Annotated in this window: 29 protein-coding genes; 4 read left to right on the forward strand and 25 right to left on the reverse strand. The window is 50.7% G+C overall.

Annotation, left to right across the window (positions count from 1 at the left end):
• Positions 1 to 40: 40 nt before the first annotated feature.
• The 22 genes from rplO to rplC all read right to left on the reverse strand — a co-directional run bounded on the left by rplO (position 41) and on the right by rplC (position 9,528).
• Complete coding sequence (rplO, locus tag L336_RS05155) at positions 41 to 520, reverse strand: 50S ribosomal protein L15 (RefSeq protein ID WP_015642152.1); 480 nt, start codon at positions 518 to 520, stop codon at positions 41 to 43.
• Entirely contained in the window at positions 520 to 1,179 is a 660-nt protein-coding gene (gene rpsE, locus L336_RS05160) for a 30S ribosomal protein S5 (protein ID WP_015642153.1), read from the reverse strand. Before rpsE ends, rplO begins: the two co-directional genes overlap by 1 nt.
• A gap of 2 nt (positions 1,180 to 1,181) precedes the next feature.
• Positions 1,182 to 1,535: a 50S ribosomal protein L18 gene (gene rplR, locus L336_RS05165; protein ID WP_015642154.1), complete on the reverse strand. Its 354-nt coding sequence runs from the start codon at positions 1,533 to 1,535 to the stop codon at positions 1,182 to 1,184.
• A gap of 127 nt (positions 1,536 to 1,662) precedes the next feature.
• Positions 1,663 to 2,199, reverse strand: coding sequence for a 50S ribosomal protein L6 (rplF, locus tag L336_RS05170; RefSeq protein WP_015642155.1), 537 nt, complete (start codon positions 2,197 to 2,199; stop codon positions 1,663 to 1,665).
• Between the two features lie 18 nt (positions 2,200 to 2,217).
• The gene (locus L336_RS05175) at positions 2,218 to 2,400 is read right to left on the reverse strand and encodes a hypothetical protein (RefSeq protein WP_015642156.1); all 183 of its coding nucleotides are present in this window, start codon (positions 2,398 to 2,400) and stop codon (positions 2,218 to 2,220) included.
• Position 2,401: 1 nt separating this feature from the next.
• On the reverse strand, positions 2,402 to 2,803 hold the full coding sequence (gene rpsH, locus L336_RS05180; RefSeq protein ID WP_015642157.1) for a 30S ribosomal protein S8: 402 nt from the start codon (positions 2,801 to 2,803) through the stop codon (positions 2,402 to 2,404).
• 17 nt (positions 2,804 to 2,820) lie between these two features.
• Entirely contained in the window at positions 2,821 to 3,090 is a 270-nt protein-coding gene (gene rpsN / locus L336_RS05185) for a 30S ribosomal protein S14 (RefSeq protein ID WP_015642158.1), read from the reverse strand.
• Entirely contained in the window at positions 3,091 to 3,675 is a 585-nt protein-coding gene (gene rplE / locus L336_RS05190; protein ID WP_015642159.1) for a 50S ribosomal protein L5, read from the reverse strand.
• Entirely contained in the window at positions 3,675 to 3,992 is a 318-nt protein-coding gene (gene rplX / locus L336_RS05195) for a 50S ribosomal protein L24 (protein ID WP_015642160.1), read from the reverse strand. The genes rplE and rplX overlap by 1 nt, the downstream gene beginning before the upstream one ends.
• Before the next feature lies 1 nt (position 3,993).
• Complete coding sequence (gene rplN, locus L336_RS05200) at positions 3,994 to 4,362, reverse strand: 50S ribosomal protein L14 (protein ID WP_015642161.1); 369 nt, start codon at positions 4,360 to 4,362, stop codon at positions 3,994 to 3,996.
• 1 nt (position 4,363) lies between these two features.
• A complete protein-coding gene (gene rpsQ, locus L336_RS05205) occupies positions 4,364 to 4,693 on the reverse strand; it encodes a 30S ribosomal protein S17 (protein ID WP_015642162.1) in 330 nt (109 codons plus the stop codon).
• Complete coding sequence (gene rpmC, locus L336_RS05210) at positions 4,694 to 4,924, reverse strand: 50S ribosomal protein L29 (protein WP_015642163.1); 231 nt, start codon at positions 4,922 to 4,924, stop codon at positions 4,694 to 4,696.
• A gap of 1 nt (position 4,925) precedes the next feature.
• Positions 4,926 to 5,339: a 50S ribosomal protein L16 gene (rplP, locus tag L336_RS05215; protein WP_015642164.1), complete on the reverse strand. Its 414-nt coding sequence runs from the start codon at positions 5,337 to 5,339 to the stop codon at positions 4,926 to 4,928.
• Positions 5,339 to 5,983, reverse strand: coding sequence for a 30S ribosomal protein S3 (gene rpsC, locus L336_RS05220; protein ID WP_015642165.1), 645 nt, complete (start codon positions 5,981 to 5,983; stop codon positions 5,339 to 5,341). The genes rplP and rpsC overlap by 1 nt, the downstream gene beginning before the upstream one ends.
• 5 nt (positions 5,984 to 5,988) lie before the next feature.
• Positions 5,989 to 6,189: a hypothetical protein gene (locus L336_RS05225; protein WP_015642166.1), complete on the reverse strand. Its 201-nt coding sequence runs from the start codon at positions 6,187 to 6,189 to the stop codon at positions 5,989 to 5,991.
• Positions 6,189 to 6,599, reverse strand: coding sequence for a 50S ribosomal protein L22 (gene rplV / locus L336_RS05230; protein ID WP_015642167.1), 411 nt, complete (start codon positions 6,597 to 6,599; stop codon positions 6,189 to 6,191). Before rplV ends, L336_RS05225 begins: the two co-directional genes overlap by 1 nt.
• Positions 6,599 to 6,865 carry a 30S ribosomal protein S19 gene (rpsS, locus tag L336_RS05235; RefSeq protein ID WP_015642168.1) on the reverse strand — a complete coding sequence of 89 codons (267 nt, stop codon included), beginning with the start codon at positions 6,863 to 6,865 and terminating at the stop codon, positions 6,599 to 6,601. The genes rplV and rpsS overlap by 1 nt, the downstream gene beginning before the upstream one ends.
• 3 nt (positions 6,866 to 6,868) lie before the next feature.
• A complete protein-coding gene (gene rplB / locus L336_RS05240; protein ID WP_015642169.1) occupies positions 6,869 to 7,708 on the reverse strand; it encodes a 50S ribosomal protein L2 in 840 nt (279 codons plus the stop codon).
• A complete protein-coding gene (locus L336_RS05245; protein WP_128817343.1) occupies positions 7,708 to 7,947 on the reverse strand; it encodes a hypothetical protein in 240 nt (79 codons plus the stop codon). Before L336_RS05245 ends, rplB begins: the two co-directional genes overlap by 1 nt.
• 5 nt (positions 7,948 to 7,952) lie before the next feature.
• Entirely contained in the window at positions 7,953 to 8,273 is a 321-nt protein-coding gene (locus L336_RS05250) for a 50S ribosomal protein L23 (protein ID WP_015642171.1), read from the reverse strand.
• The gene (gene rplD, locus L336_RS05255; RefSeq protein ID WP_015642172.1) at positions 8,273 to 8,896 is read right to left on the reverse strand and encodes a 50S ribosomal protein L4; all 624 of its coding nucleotides are present in this window, start codon (positions 8,894 to 8,896) and stop codon (positions 8,273 to 8,275) included. The genes L336_RS05250 and rplD overlap by 1 nt, the downstream gene beginning before the upstream one ends.
• Positions 8,896 to 9,528 carry a 50S ribosomal protein L3 gene (gene rplC / locus L336_RS05260; RefSeq protein WP_237738780.1) on the reverse strand — a complete coding sequence of 211 codons (633 nt, stop codon included), beginning with the start codon at positions 9,526 to 9,528 and terminating at the stop codon, positions 8,896 to 8,898. The genes rplD and rplC overlap by 1 nt, the downstream gene beginning before the upstream one ends.
• Before the next feature lie 248 nt (positions 9,529 to 9,776).
• Here rplC and L336_RS05265 point away from each other — a divergent pair, with 248 nt between their 5' ends.
• From L336_RS05265 to L336_RS05275, 3 genes are all read left to right on the forward strand, one after another.
• The gene (locus tag L336_RS05265; protein ID WP_128817345.1) at positions 9,777 to 10,022 is read left to right on the forward strand and encodes a hypothetical protein; all 246 of its coding nucleotides are present in this window, start codon (positions 9,777 to 9,779) and stop codon (positions 10,020 to 10,022) included.
• A gap of 20 nt (positions 10,023 to 10,042) precedes the next feature.
• A complete protein-coding gene (locus L336_RS05270; protein ID WP_015642174.1) occupies positions 10,043 to 10,453 on the forward strand; it encodes a hypothetical protein in 411 nt (136 codons plus the stop codon).
• A 151-nt stretch (positions 10,454 to 10,604) separates the two neighbouring features.
• The gene (locus tag L336_RS05275) at positions 10,605 to 10,907 is read left to right on the forward strand and encodes a hypothetical protein (protein ID WP_237738781.1); all 303 of its coding nucleotides are present in this window, start codon (positions 10,605 to 10,607) and stop codon (positions 10,905 to 10,907) included.
• Between the two features lie 86 nt (positions 10,908 to 10,993).
• On the opposite strand, the gene L336_RS05795 is transcribed toward L336_RS05275, so the two are convergent.
• Together L336_RS05795 and L336_RS05285 are read right to left on the reverse strand one after the other, a co-directional pair.
• Positions 10,994 to 12,433 carry a polysaccharide deacetylase family protein gene (locus L336_RS05795; protein ID WP_015642176.1) on the reverse strand — a complete coding sequence of 480 codons (1,440 nt, stop codon included), beginning with the start codon at positions 12,431 to 12,433 and terminating at the stop codon, positions 10,994 to 10,996.
• Positions 12,430 to 12,756: a hypothetical protein gene (locus L336_RS05285; protein ID WP_015642177.1), complete on the reverse strand. Its 327-nt coding sequence runs from the start codon at positions 12,754 to 12,756 to the stop codon at positions 12,430 to 12,432. Before L336_RS05285 ends, L336_RS05795 begins: the two co-directional genes overlap by 4 nt.
• Positions 12,757 to 12,846: 90 nt before the next feature.
• Here L336_RS05285 and L336_RS05290 point away from each other — a divergent pair, with 90 nt between their 5' ends.
• On the forward strand, positions 12,847 to 13,158 hold the full coding sequence (locus tag L336_RS05290; RefSeq protein ID WP_015642178.1) for a hypothetical protein: 312 nt from the start codon (positions 12,847 to 12,849) through the stop codon (positions 13,156 to 13,158).
• A 72-nt stretch (positions 13,159 to 13,230) separates the two neighbouring features.
• On the opposite strand, the gene rpsJ is transcribed toward L336_RS05290, so the two are convergent.
• Complete coding sequence (gene rpsJ, locus L336_RS05295; RefSeq protein ID WP_015642179.1) at positions 13,231 to 13,557, reverse strand: 30S ribosomal protein S10; 327 nt, start codon at positions 13,555 to 13,557, stop codon at positions 13,231 to 13,233.
• Between the last annotated feature and the right edge of the window lie 50 nt (positions 13,558 to 13,607).

Raw genomic sequence — 13,607 nt, forward strand, 5'->3', positions numbered from 1 at the left:
AATACTGCGCATACTTTTGGCAAAACCAAGCGAGTTGTCGCTATTTTTTATCTGTAGCTTCAGCTTCTTTGGCTGATTTTTGGATGGGTGTTGCGACTTTATCGAAACTACCACCTGCCTTTTCTATAGCAGCCACAACGTTCCTTGATGCGCCCTGAGTCTTGAGAGTGATCTTGCTCCCCAGTTCACCACGAGCGATTACCTTGACGGTATGGAACGGTGTCGCGATAAGATTTGCTTCGTACAGAGCATAGTTATCGACGATACCCTTGAGTCCTTCAAGCCGATCAAGGTAGACAACCTGAGCTGGTGTTCGCAAACTTTTGAATCCTCGTGATTTTGGCACCGCAGTAGCGATGCCGTTTTGGCCACCCTGAAACATCGGACGCAGCTTCTTGCCAGTACGAGCATTCTGACCTTTTGTTCCGCGACCTGCTGTCTTGCCACCACCGGCAGCAATTCCGCGGCCGACGCGCTTGCGATCCTTGTGCGTACTCATCTGGAGATCATTGTATTTCATTACTTAGTCTCCTTTTTTGGCGCAACTTTTTTGGCGGGAGCTTTTTTGACAGCAGGCTTATCATCAGATTGAGCAGTCTTTTTCTCTGCAAGTGCGGCCTTTCTAGTTGTCTTTTCAGTAGTGGTCAACCATTTCTCGCGGGGAACAAGGCTCGAGAGTGCCTCAACAGTAGCGTAGGCAATGTTTACCTTGTTTGTGCTCCCGAGACTCTTTGAAAGCATGTTCCGGATACCGGTAACGCTGATAACCGAACGAACCACGCCGCCAGCAATGATACCAGTACCAGGTGCGGCCGGCTTGATGAGGACGCGTGCTCCTGAGAGCTTTACCTCAGTTTCATGCGGAATGGTCTCGTTGACAACCGGAATCGTGACGAGATGCTTCTTGGCGACATCGGTTGCCTTGGCGATTGCTGTTTGCACATCGCTGCCTTTAGAAACACCAACGCCGATCTTATTTTTTCGGTTTCCTACGACGACAAGCGCCTTAAAACGAAACCGTCGGCCGCCGCTGACAACACGTGCCACACGGTCAATATTGATAACGACTTCTTCGAACTCTTTTGGCGCCTCTGGCGTCTGGTTGCGCCGGTCATCGCGGCGACCACCACGAGCTGGGCGTGAACCCCGTGGCGTAGTTTGTGCAGTTGTATCTGCCATCACTAAAACTCCAATCCTTCTTTACGTGCTGCATCTGCAAGTGCTCCCAGTCGGCCAGCATACTGGCGACCATTGCGGTCAAACACAACAGTGGTTATTTTTACTTTCTTAGCCTTCTTTGCAATTTCGGTACCGATACTGGCGCACTTTTCAGTCATCCTACCAGTCAGTTTGCTGCCTACTGAGGTTGCGCTCGCAAGTGTATGTTGCTTGTCGTCATCAATTAACTGTGCGCTAACGTGCATATTGCTGATAACAACACTTAGTCGTGGTCTCTCGGCAGTACCGTGTACTTTTGCGCGAACACGACTCTTACGGAGGCTTCGGTTAAGCAGTTTTTTTGCTAAATTAGTCATTACTTCTTCCCTGCCTTTCCAGTCTGTGTATGAGACAAATCTACGGTTTTTCTCATCGCGCGGCGCACAGGAGTAAATCCTGATGCTCCGGCTGCTCTTTTCCCTTGGGTTATAGCTAGATCAGACATTATTTTTTACCTGCCTTTCCTGCTTTGCGGAGGATATGTTCACCAACGTATGCGATTCCCTTGCCCTTATATGGTTCGGGCTTCTTGATGGCTCGGATCTCAGCGGCTACCTGACCGACAAGTTGCTTGTCAATCCCAGCGACTTTGATCGTCATCTTATCATTGATGATCTGAATACCAGCGGGTGCTTTGTACTTGACCGGGTGACTAAACCCGAGGCTCATATCGAGCTCGTTGTTGCTGGTACTCACGCGGTAGCCGACACCCTTGACCTCGAGTTGTTTCTCGAAGCCTTTGGTGACGCCCTCGACAGCATTGTTGAGGAGTGCACGCTGCAACCCATGCTGGGCCTTAGCGATGCGCTCGTCATCTTTGCGGGCGACAGTTAATTTACCGTCCTCGTGAGTGACAGTAACATCGGACAGATGCGGGACAGTCAACTCGCCCTTGGCGCCAGTGACCTTGATGACATCTGAATCGACTGTGATTGTCACACCCGAGGGAACAGTGATTGGTAGTTTTCCAATTCGACTCATATCTTTACCTTTCTTTACTTATTCAAGTTCTTCATCGTCGTTAACCGGAACATAAGTATTAAACATGTGCAATACCTGCTCTCGATGCTCTAGCGTTATGCCCAGCAAGGAAGATCCAGCAATTTTCTTGTAAAACTCAGTTGCCGCAGTATCGAGATAGTCTCGTTGCTCGGGTGTTAATTCTGCTCGTGCCTTGACCATACTAGTAAACCTTTAGGAGGACCTCTCCGCCTAGTTTGTTGCGTACGGCCTCGCTGCCGGTCATCACACCCCTTGAGGTTGAGACAAGCACGATGCCACGGCCACTCTTGACCTTCGGAATCTCGCTTGCACTGGCATAGACACGACGTCCAGGCTTGCTGACACGGGCGATTTCATTGATAGTGCTGTTTTCGCCTTCGTTGTTGATCGTCACGACAAGTGTACCACGTGGTTTGCCATCCTCGAGCTTGACATCAACAAGATAGCCGTTTTTGACAAGTTGCTCGGCAACGACGTGCTTGATTTTGCTGGTAGGGACACGGATTTCACGCTTGCCAACAGCGGCAGCGTTCCTGATGCGAGTCAGGAGGTCAGCGATGGGGTCGGTTGTTTGTAAACTCATGAATTGATCTCCTTTCTTTACCAACTACTCTTAGTGATACCAGGGATTTCTCCCTTGACTGCTTTTTCACGGAAATTGATACGGCTCAGGCCAAAGCGGCGCATAAATCCTCGGGGTCGTCCGCTCAAAACATCGCGGTTTTTCCAACGAGTAGGGCTCGAGTTTCGAGGTAACTTCTGGAGGCCATCGACATCTCCCAACTCCTTGAGCTCTGCACGCTTGGCGGCGTATTTCTGAATCATTCGCTGACGCTTTGCATCTTTTGCGATCATAGATTTCTTAGCCATTTAGCGGCCTCCTTCTTTCTCAAACGGTAGTCCAAATTTCTCGAGTAACGCGCGGCTTGCTAGTTTGTTGCCTTGCTTGATGGCAAACGTGATTTGCATGCCGTGGACGAGTTGTGTTTCCTCGAAACTTAGTTCGGGGAAAATGCTCTGGTCGGTGATACCGAGATTGTAGTTACCGCCGCGATCAAACTTGAGGCCGACGCCGTGAAAGTCGCGGACACGTGGCAATGCGACATTGACAAAACGATCGAGGAACTCGTACATTTGTGTACCACGAAGGGTGACGTTGATGCCAACAGGCGCACCCATACCAGCACGGATCTTGAACGTCGCAATTGATTTCTTTGCGAGACGTTCGACGGGCGCTTGGCCTGTGACGCGAGTCAGTGTATTCTTGACGGTTTCAAGCATACGCTTGTCGTCTTTTGTCTTACCTGTTCCTACGCTGACGACGATTTTCTCGAGAACTGGTACTTCATGTACGTTATCGAGCTTCAGTTCGGCTTGCAGTTCCTTGACATAGGTGTCACGGTACAAGGCTTTCAAGCGAGGAGTGTAGACGGCTTGTTTCTTGGATTCTGCCATTACTTAATCTCCTTATTTTTGAGTTGGCGAGCGACGCGCGCTTTGCCACCATCAACTTTATGTACGTAGCCGACGCGGCTTGTCTTGCTCGTCTTTTCATCGACGACAAGGGCAAGCTTGTGTAGGCTAACGGCAACATGAATGTCTTTTTTGCCACCACGCGGGTTGAGCTGACTTGGTTTGACATGTCGATGTCCGAGGCCAACTCCCTCAACAAGTGCACCTTGAGCAGAGAGTGCGAGCACTTTGCCTGTGGTACCTTTTTGTGATCCGCTTATGATCTTGACGATATCACCAGTACGAATACGCTGAGCCATACTAGAGTACCTCCGGCGCAAGGCTGATGATCTTTGCGTAGCCCAGATCGCGCAGCTCGCGGGGTACGGGACCAAAGACACGCGTTGCCTTGGGGGTCTTGTCATCGTTGATAATTACTGCGGCGTTATCATCAAAGCAGATTGTGCTACCGTCGCGGCGGCGAATTTGATCGCGTGTGCGAACGATAACTGCCTTGACAACTGACTTTTTCTTGACGTTTCCGGTGGGGTTGGCATCTTTTACGCTTGCGGTAATGATATCACCAACTCTCGCATAGCGACGCCTAGAGCCACCAAGCACCTTGATACAAAGGATTTCCTTTGCACCACTGTTGTCGGTGACCTTGAGACGAGTTTCTTGTTGGATCATGCTATGCGCCCTCCTCGTCTTTCTTGTCATGGTCGAGGTCAATCTTGTCCTCGACGGCTTCGTTGACCTCAGATTTGAGTTCGATCGAGCCCTTGCTGCGCTCAACAATCTTTTCGAGCACAAATGACTTTGTCTTGCTCACTGGTCGACATTCGACAATTGTCACCTTGTCGCCTTTGTTGGCGTCGTTTTTGGGATCATGAGCAGCATAGGTACGGTTTACCGTATACTGCTTGCCATAAATCGGGTGCGTCTCTCGACTTGTCACGGTGACGACAATCGTCTTGTCGGCAAGGCTTGAGGTCACCACACCGGTCAATGATTTGGCCATTTAGTTACCTTCCTTTCCTGCCAGCTCGGCTGCACGTTTGGCAGTCATGAGACGGGCGATTTCTTTACGTGTCGTACGGAGGATGCGTGGGTTGACGAGCTCTCCGGCACGGTGTGAACGGCGGCTCTCAAAGAGGTCTTGGCGCTTAGCGGCAAGCTGCTCTGTCACACTGGCGGCTGGCTTCTCTGACTTAGGGGTAGACGTTTTGGTTGTCTTTTTAGGTTCAGCCATATTATGCCTCCTCTCTCTTTACAAACCGTGTCTTGACGGGCAATTTGTGTCCAGCGAGACGCATCGCTTCGCGAGCAATCTCTTCAGTAACACCTTTCATTTCAAATAGCACGGTTCCGGTCTTGACCTTTGCGACGTAAAATTCGGGGTTGCCCTTACCACCACCCATTTTGAGGCCCAGTGGCTTACGCGTTACTGGTGTGTGCGGGAAGATGCGAATCCAGATCTTACCACCACGCTTGATGTAACGTGTCATCGCCTGACGAGCAGACTCGATCTGGCGGCTCGTAATGCGCTCATTGTCGAGGCTTTGGAGGCCGTAGTCGCCGAAGGCAACATAGTGGCCACGCGTCGCGACGCCATCGTTTTTGCCGATGCGAACTTTGCGATGCGGAACTTTCTTTGGCAGAAGCATTAGACGTCACTCCTTTCACCCTTGTAGACCCATACTTTGACACCGATAATACCGGTACCATTAGGGCCAAGTGCACGTGCAGTATGGAAATCAATGTCAGCGCGAAGCGTATGAAGCGGGACGGAACCCTCGATCACTTTTTCGCGACGGCTCATCTCGGCACCATTGAGTCGACCAGCGACCTCTATACGGATGCCTTTTGCACCAGCGTTCATGGCGTTTTGGGCAGCCATTTTGACCGCACGGCGGAAGTTGGCGCGGCGCTCAAGCTGACGAGCGATGTTTTCTGCAACCAGCTTTGCAGCGAGCTCGGGGCGTTTGACTTCCTCAATATTGATGCGAACTGGCAAACTCGTGATTTTTTCGATATCTTTTTTGAGCTCAGTGACACCAGCACCACCTCGGCCGATGACGACGCCCGCTTTCGCAGTGTGAATTGTCACCGTGATGAGGTTTGCACTTCGCTCTACCTCAATTAAATTGATCGTTGGTCGACTCGCAAACTTAGCTTCGATGAGTTCGCGGACCCTTGCATCCTCCACCAGCCACTTGGCAAAATCACGCTTGTTTGAACTAAACCATCGTGAACTCCAGTTTTTGTGGACTTGGAGGCGGAAGCTAATTGGGTTTACTTTTTGGCCCATACTATTTAAACCTCCTGTTCTTCTAGTTGAGCGAGAATTGCAGCTGCTTGTGCAACGCTCTCAGGTGAATGTACTGGAACCGGAGATGCTTCACGCAACTCTTGTGCGGGATACCAATCCCAGGGCATCGATACCTTACCTGGTTTATATTCTGCACCCTTAGGTAAGCCAAATTGGATAACGTGCTTGGCTTGAGAGGTAATCATTATTTTTCCCCCTTTGTAGTAGCCTCAGTTTTCTTCTCGGCTGGTTTCTTACGAACTTTTTCGGTACCACTTACCTCGACGAGGATGTGGCTACTGCGCTTTTGGAATGGCAAGGCGCGTCCGCGTGATGCAGGCTTGAACCGTCGCATACGAGGACCGGCGGTAACGCTTAAAATGCTAATGACAAGGCTCTTGTTGTCAAGCCCGTGGTTGTTTGTGGCATTTGCTGCCGCACTCGCGATGGCCTTGCGAACCGCCAGCGCTGCACGCTTTGGTGTGTGGTCAAGGATGACCAACGCATCGGCGACAGAGCGTCCGCGAACAAGAGCGGCGACCAAGCCCATCTTTCGTGGCGTCTGGTCTATGCCCTTAATGTGCGCACGTACAGTATATACTTGTGTCTCAGCCATTATTTCTTCTCCTTGCCCCCGTGCTTGCGGAACTTGCGAGTAGGGCTAAACTCACCGAGTTTGTGTCCTACCATGTTTTCCGTGATAAGCACCGGAACGTGCACGCGACCATTGTGTACCGCGATAGTACGACCGACCATTTCTGGTGTGATCGTGCATGCGCGCGCCCAGGTCTTTATAACTGTGCGATCGTCGAGACTCAGAGCCGCCACCTTTTTGGCAAGCTTCGTATCGACGAATGGGCCTTTTTTGAGTGATCGACTCATAGTTTACCTCTTCCTCTTAGCTTCGTGACGACTGCGGACAATCATCTTGTCGGTTGATTTACGAGTGCGGGTGCGGTAACCGAGTGTGAGCTGACCCCATGGAGTACGAGGTGCTTTACCGGTACCGTGGCGGCCACCGTCACCACCACCGTGAGGGTGATCTACGGCATTTTGGACGACACCGCGAACAGTTGGACGAATGCCTTTGCGGCGCTTGCGGCCGGCGCTCCCGATCTTGATGTTTTGGTGCTGAACATTACCGACGATGCCGATGGTTGCTTCACATTCGAGGCGGAATTTGCGGACTTCACCGCTTGGCATACGTACCATTGCGTAGTCACCTTCTTTAGCCATCAGCTGAGCTTTAGTGCCGGCAGCTCGAACGAGCTGAGCACCTTTGCCGACAGTAAGCTCGATTGCGTAGATCTGTGAACCGACAGGAATTTGTCCGAGAGGCATACGGTTGCTTGTCTCGATGGGTGCTTCTGCACCGGTATTGAGTACCTTACCTTTGGACATCTGTGTATCTGCAAGGATGTAGTGATACAATCCGTGCTGATCTTTGACGCGAGCGATACGCGCACTACGGTTTGGGTCGTATTCAATTTCCTCGACAGTCAGTGTCAAACCATTTGCAAGACGATGATTGAGCAAGCGATAGTGACGACGTACACCACCACCGCGATGGCGAACAGTGATACGTCCGGTATTGTTACGGCCTGCTCGCTGCTTGGTGCTCTTTACAAGACTTTTGAGCGGCTTGCGAGTCGTAATATCACTCATATCCTGACTTGTCATACCGCGACGTGCAGGAGTAGTTGGGTTGTAGCTTTGGATAGCCATTAGTAAATACCTCCAGGTCCAAGTGGTAGACGAGTATTATCTGTGCGACGAACGTGGGCCGTATCAGGCACGCAAGTGAGGTCAAGCCCACCTGAGTCGGCAGTGGTTGCTGCCTCATCAACTCCAGCTGCAGTGTGTGCTCGGTTGCCCAGGCGGGCGAGTCGCGCAGCATCATCTGGCGATAGCTCTACGCTAACCTGTTTGCGGTCAATTTTCGTGTATGGAGGAGTTTTATACATATCCATTATTTCTTCTCCTCTTTCTTTTCGTCTGTATCAAAAACCTTGATCTTGCCTTCGCTGAGAGTCACATAGGCTTTTTTGGTGTCTTGACGAGTCGTCGTGCCAGGATAGCGGCGTTTGCCACGGTTGAAACGGATAGATTTGCCACTTTGAACCAGTGTCGTAACGCTCGCTACTTTTGTCTTGTCGAACTGTGCTTCGACGGCATCCTTGATTTCCTGCTTGTTTGCATCGAGCGGTACATCAAAGATATAGGTGTTTTGTACTGTAATGAGCCGATAGGCTTTTTCGGTTGCTCGTGGTGTTACAAGAGTGAGTTTCATTAGTTATCTCCTCCTGCGAGCCATGACTCAACGACCTTGAGAGCGGCTGGCGTCATAACAATTTGATCAGCATTGAGAATGTAGTAGACGCTCAGGTAATTTGCGCGGACGAGGAGCACCTGCTGCATATTGTTGGTTGCACGGAGCAATTCTGGAGTCTTGTCATCGACGACAAGCAAGACTTTTGCATCCTCATGAAACTTCTGCGCTGTCAGAAATGCGGCGATCTCGGCGGTTTTGCCAGTTGTCTTGATATCAGTTACAGTAATTTTCTTGTTTTGGTTGGCCAATGTCAGTGCTTGGCGAAGTGCAACAAGCTTGCTGGTTTTTGACAGCTTCAGCTTGTAATTTTCGTTGCCACTTGGGCCAAAGACGATACCACCATGGCGCCAGATCGGGTTACGCGTGCTTCCGAAGCGAGCACGACCCGTACCTTTTTGTTTCCATGGTTTTTTGCCACCACCACTCACTTCACCGCGAGTCTTAGTGGTCGCACTTGCCTTGCGGCTATTTGCGAGAAAGGCCGTATACGCGAGTTTTAGAAGCTCGTGATTTGGCACGTCAACTGCAAAGACGCTCTTAGGCAAGGTAGCTTTTGCTGGCTTTGTTTCTGCAGTAGCCATTACTTAGCACCTCCGTTAATGACAATTAAGCCCTTTTTGGGGCCTGGCACAGCACCTTTGACACCAATGAGGTTGTCTGCGGCAGAGACATAGGCAACGGTGAGGTTGCGTACTGTCACCTGCTCGGCACCCATATGGCCGGCCATGCGCTTGCCTTTAAAGATTTTTTGTGGGTACATCGAGCCAATCGAACCGACTTTGCGGGTGTTACCCTTACCACCGTGAGTTTTGCGGTGTCGTTTGAAATTGTGACGTTTGATGGTTCCAGCCCAGCCTTTACCCTTACTGATACCAGTTGCGTCAACTGAATCACCGAGCGTAAACTCCGTGACATCCCAACTATCACCGACCTTGATCTCACCGAGATCGTCGATGCGAAACTCCCGAATTTCCTTCGGGGACACTTTGGCTGATTTGACATGTCCAGCCACGGCCTTGCTCAGGTTCTTACCCTCACCATATGCCACTTGAACTGCGTTGTAGCCGTCGCTTTCGACGGACTTGACCTGAGTCACAGTCACTGGGCCGGCCTGAATCAACGTGACTGGAATAGCCGCGCCGTCCTCACCGATGATTTGGGTCATACCAATTTTGGTACCGAGAAGTGCTTTCATAGCCCTCTTTGCTCCCATTTAAAATCCCCGGTGGCCAGTGGTTTCCCTCTACAGGACCTACTGATTCACACAGGAACAAGTTTGTATTACGTAATAAGTTACAATGCTTAGTCTATCAAATGCGCTCTACTGTGTCAAGGGTTTTAACAGATGAAGCATAGTTTAGCGTTGATTTGACAAAATCTGTATTTATATTATATATATGGGATGGTAACATACAGCCTGGAAATACCAGGTGTTCCTTAGCAGAAAGAGGTGTTACTATCTTGAAATCACGTGTGACTGGTATGGTTCTCGGCCTTGTGGTGCTCACGGCCTGCGGCGCTTCAAGCACCGCGGCCGCTGATACTCAACCGAACATGAACCCGAGAACTGGATGGGTTGTCGTTCGAGAAGATCGGCAGGTCGGAGTGTCCAAGGTGTGTGATGGGTCAACACTCATCTACCACGCCTTTGCCTACAACGGCAATGGCGGACTGGCTGTCATCGCAAACAGTCCCGAGTGCTCATAAGCAGATAGTGAGGAAAACTCATGGTCAAGCCCACGATGGGTCTCGGTGACCCGATCAGTGACAAGCAGGCAGCTCGGCTTGAGCGCGTCTACCAAGTCGTGCGAGGAGTGACCGATCGCATCTACAGGCCCCTCGACATGGAGAGGGGCGACCAGCACTTTGTGACGGAAGTCGCGAAGTACGTCATCGGCGTCGACACGACATCGCTCGACCTGCCGTTCAACCCCGAGGCCATCATGCCATTGGGGGCCAAACTCACCAAGCGGCAGCGCCGGCTGATCGGTGACGTCGTCTATGTCTGGATGCGTCGGTTCACGACCGACTACCAGTACATGGTGCGGCTTGTCCTCCTGGCGCGGTTCGCGCGCTTCTCGAACCCAGTTCGGGTCGAGATGGCGAATCAGGCCGTCGGCCATCGTCCCAAGGAGTAGGCGCTACACACTAGCCCGCTCCTACCCGCATTCTCCGGAATCATTCCGTCGAGAAGCCCGTAGGAGGCGGGCTTTTCGATTTTTAGGAGATTATATGATATAGTATGGAAATATGACGGCAACAGGGCCGTCCCGTGTCCTAGGAGGATCTGTGAGCAGAAACCGTGTACCGACGTGGAAAAAGGTTCGGCACGACGCCCTCGCATCGTTGCGAGGCAGCGGCTACGAGATCGATAAGGCCATCGTCGCCATCGTGACCGCCTGCGCTCGCTACGTCGTCGGTCAAGACTACGACCACTCGGTCGTGGACTTCGGCGATCGCGACCTGTGGGTCGACCGCGAGTACCGCCCCATCATCAGTGCGGCGGCCGACGCCGCCGACGCACTCGGGTCTAGTCACCTGGACATCTACGAGCGTGTCGGCCACCTGTACCACCTCGTCCATCAGGACTAGGCGACACACGACGACAGATGGGTGAGCTCTCCTCTAAAGCTCCCCGTCTGTCGTCGTTCCAACCCTGATGCGCATCGGGGTTGTTTTTAATTTGCACTATAGATAGACTTACCCGGAGAACCATTTGGCCCAAACAACTGCTCAATACTGACAAACACATAGCCCTGTTTTGTGAGTGTCTCGAGGATGCGTGGAACAGCCGCGACACTCGTCTGGTGAATGTCGTGCAAAATGATAATCGCACCCGGTTTTGCCCCCGCTATCACTCGGTTGTACACGATATCTGTGTTGCGATCAGCCCAATCGCGTGTATCTACCGACCACATGATTGCCGTCATCTTACGCTCGACTAGCACAGTGTAGACCGTATGGTTGATAGCACCATTTGGTGGACGCATATAGGGTGTATCTTTGCCGGTAACTTGCTTGATTGCGTTATTTGTCCGGGTGAGCTCGTCATTGATACGAGCGGGTGTCAGATACGAAAGTGACGGATGACCCCAGCTATGGTTCCCGATCGTGTTTCCAGTATCAGACGCTCGTTTCAGTACGTCGCGGTGCTTATCGATATTTTGACCGATGACAAAGAAACTTGCATGTGCATGATAACGCTGCAATGCGTCGAGCACTTGGTTTGTATAGTTGCTCGGCCCGTCGTCAAACGTCAAAGCAATACATTTGAGTTTTGAGCAGTCTACGTCACCGTTTTTGAGTGGCTGATACTCGGGTATTTGATCGATTGAGACGATATCAAGAAGTTTTCTGGCTTGATCGGTCTGCAAAAACAGTTGCAAGTTATCAATTGGCAGCGATACATCGATAGCGCCTGCCGCTTCGCTGGCAATCACGCCTTGGCCAAATGAGAATTGAATCGTATGCGGATTTGTGATGACAAATGACCCAAATGAAGGACTATCAAAAACCTTATTGACGAGGCGGTCATCATATTCGTTTGTTACCTCGAGACGAGCCATCAGTTTTTGTTTGAGGTAGAGCTTTGTCCGTGCGATACCATCTGTGCTTTTTTGTCCATAGAGGTCTCGGAGCGTGATTTCTTTGCCGGTTTTTAGATCAAATGTCCACGCCCTGACATCAGTTCGGGGGCTTGATCCCCCTACCTCACTTCTGCTCTGTATCAAGATCGAGATAGTGTCGGTACCCTTGTTTGTGAGCTGGTAGGTAGCATTCAGTTTTGACATGGGGCGAGGCACGATCATACGCGCACCTTCTACATCTCTTAAGAACTGCGTTTTTCGTTCGTCGAGGTAGCTACGCACACTAGCGGTTATCATTTTGTTGTCCATTTCAGGATATTCGACCATCATCGTTATATGCCGAGACGAAACAGAGGTAACTTTTGACTTGACTCCTTCGTAGCGTGCATCAACCCAAAAATACTGCTCATTGATGGCTTCGGTGACGGGTCGAAGCCAACTGACTACAAAAAATAATGCTGTTCCGCTGATGATAGAGACGATTATCACCAGCGCCCAGGGGAACCGCGCTCGACGGGCACGCCGTCTCATAGAGCAATTCCGGCGGGGACAAAGTAACAGAGGATGCCGACAATGATGAGTATGGCATACCATAGTTTTCTATCAAACTGGTAGGCTTCAAATCGCCTGACAATCAACATCCCAAATACCATGCCGACTGGTATTGCCCCTAACGGTATTGTTGACCACAGGACGATAGGAGTGCGAAACTTTATCCAGACTGTCGCTAATAGCACATAGAGCACCAATTTTAACAGGTATTGACCATCGGTTTCGTGTTGCTTTTCGTACCCTCGCCGAGAAAATAGGCGATTTCGGGCATACGTGCGTTGTTTGTTTCTCTCGGAAACCATATCGACAGTATAGCATAAGCGCTACTTGCGTTTTTTGGTACAGTCGTAGATAATGTAGCTCAGAATAGCATAAGCAGGATAAACTCAATCATGGCCACCCCAAAGAAGAAAACCACCCCAAAAAAGCGACCCGTTTCAGTCAAAAAGACCGTTGTACGCAAGGTATCGGTTGCCCAGCAACCCACGGTACGAACATTTAAACGTTCACATCCGTCGGACCCATTCTTTACTTTCCGCATGACACACCAGACACTTTACTGGTTTATACTCTGTGCTATGGTACTCGGTCTGGGCTTATGGGTGATTAGCATTAACGAGAAAGTCCAGCAGATCTATGATCAGATTGATCAGACAAATGCGGCCGCTGATGCTACTTATGTCCCTTTAAAAGTCAAAAAATAGTTTTTTACAATCATTAACCAAAAACCCTTCTCTGTAATTGAGAAGGGTTTTTAGAAAAAAACGTAAACCTAGTTACATGCGGATTTCGGCATCAACTCCAGCAGGGAGCGAGAGATTTTGCAAGCTATCGATCGTCTTGGGTGTTGCGTTAGTTATGTCGATCAAGCGTTTGTGGACGCGCATCTCGAACGCTTCGCCGCCCATTTTGTAAACATGTGGACTCTTGACGACAGTGTAAGTGCTTCGGCGCGTTGGAAGCGGTACTGGTCCTGCAATTTGCGCTCCCGAACGGATTGCGGTATCGATGATTTGCTTTGCTGATTGATCGATCACCTTGTGATCATATGCTTTGAGACGAATGCGGATGCGTAGTCCCTCTGCTGGTTTTGTGTCTGCCATGATCAAAATCTCCTCTCAATGGCGATGCTCCAGTAACCTCTCCTCGATTC

Origin of the sequence: Candidatus Saccharimonas aalborgensis (assembly GCF_000392435.1) — a bacterium.
Lineage (GTDB): Bacteria > Patescibacteriota > Saccharimonadia > Saccharimonadales > Saccharimonadaceae > Saccharimonas > Saccharimonas aalborgensis.

Coding starts and splice junctions, on each gene's coding strand:
- rplO (WP_015642152.1), bottom strand. CDS start 520: ATGAAATACAATGATCTCCAGATGAGTACGCACAAGGATCGCAAGCGC.
- rpsE (WP_015642153.1), bottom strand. CDS start 1,179: ATGGCAGATACAACTGCACAAACTACGCCACGGGGTTCACGCCCAGCT.
- rplR (WP_015642154.1), bottom strand. CDS start 1,535: ATGACTAATTTAGCAAAAAAACTGCTTAACCGAAGCCTCCGTAAGAGT.
- rplF (WP_015642155.1), bottom strand. CDS start 2,199: ATGAGTCGAATTGGAAAACTACCAATCACTGTTCCCTCGGGTGTGACA.
- L336_RS05175 (WP_015642156.1), bottom strand. CDS start 2,400: ATGGTCAAGGCACGAGCAGAATTAACACCCGAGCAACGAGACTATCTC.
- rpsH (WP_015642157.1), bottom strand. CDS start 2,803: ATGAGTTTACAAACAACCGACCCCATCGCTGACCTCCTGACTCGCATC.
- rpsN (WP_015642158.1), bottom strand. CDS start 3,090: ATGGCTAAGAAATCTATGATCGCAAAAGATGCAAAGCGTCAGCGAATG.
- rplE (WP_015642159.1), bottom strand. CDS start 3,675: ATGGCAGAATCCAAGAAACAAGCCGTCTACACTCCTCGCTTGAAAGCC.
- rplX (WP_015642160.1), bottom strand. CDS start 3,992: ATGGCTCAGCGTATTCGTACTGGTGATATCGTCAAGATCATAAGCGGA.
- rplN (WP_015642161.1), bottom strand. CDS start 4,362: ATGATCCAACAAGAAACTCGTCTCAAGGTCACCGACAACAGTGGTGCA.
- rpsQ (WP_015642162.1), bottom strand. CDS start 4,693: ATGGCCAAATCATTGACCGGTGTGGTGACCTCAAGCCTTGCCGACAAG.
- rpmC (WP_015642163.1), bottom strand. CDS start 4,924: ATGGCTGAACCTAAAAAGACAACCAAAACGTCTACCCCTAAGTCAGAG.
- rplP (WP_015642164.1), bottom strand. CDS start 5,339: ATGCTTCTGCCAAAGAAAGTTCCGCATCGCAAAGTTCGCATCGGCAAA.
- rpsC (WP_015642165.1), bottom strand. CDS start 5,983: ATGGGCCAAAAAGTAAACCCAATTAGCTTCCGCCTCCAAGTCCACAAA.
- L336_RS05225 (WP_015642166.1), bottom strand. CDS start 6,189: ATGATTACCTCTCAAGCCAAGCACGTTATCCAATTTGGCTTACCTAAG.
- rplV (WP_015642167.1), bottom strand. CDS start 6,599: ATGGCTGAGACACAAGTATATACTGTACGTGCGCACATTAAGGGCATA.
- rpsS (WP_015642168.1), bottom strand. CDS start 6,865: ATGAGTCGATCACTCAAAAAAGGCCCATTCGTCGATACGAAGCTTGCC.
- rplB (WP_015642169.1), bottom strand. CDS start 7,708: ATGGCTATCCAAAGCTACAACCCAACTACTCCTGCACGTCGCGGTATG.
- L336_RS05245 (WP_128817343.1), bottom strand. CDS start 7,947: ATGTATAAAACTCCTCCATACACGAAAATTGACCGCAAACAGGTTAGC.
- L336_RS05250 (WP_015642171.1), bottom strand. CDS start 8,273: ATGAAACTCACTCTTGTAACACCACGAGCAACCGAAAAAGCCTATCGG.
- rplD (WP_015642172.1), bottom strand. CDS start 8,896: ATGGCTACTGCAGAAACAAAGCCAGCAAAAGCTACCTTGCCTAAGAGC.
- rplC (WP_237738780.1), bottom strand. CDS start 9,528: ATGGGAGCAAAGAGGGCTATGAAAGCACTTCTCGGTACCAAAATTGGT.
- L336_RS05270 (WP_015642174.1), top strand. CDS start 10,043: ATGGTCAAGCCCACGATGGGTCTCGGTGACCCGATCAGTGACAAGCAG.
- L336_RS05795 (WP_015642176.1), bottom strand. CDS start 12,433: ATGAGACGGCGTGCCCGTCGAGCGCGGTTCCCCTGGGCGCTGGTGATA.
- L336_RS05285 (WP_015642177.1), bottom strand. CDS start 12,756: ATGGTTTCCGAGAGAAACAAACAACGCACGTATGCCCGAAATCGCCTA.
- L336_RS05290 (WP_015642178.1), top strand. CDS start 12,847: ATGGCCACCCCAAAGAAGAAAACCACCCCAAAAAAGCGACCCGTTTCA.
- rpsJ (WP_015642179.1), bottom strand. CDS start 13,557: ATGGCAGACACAAAACCAGCAGAGGGACTACGCATCCGCATTCGTCTC.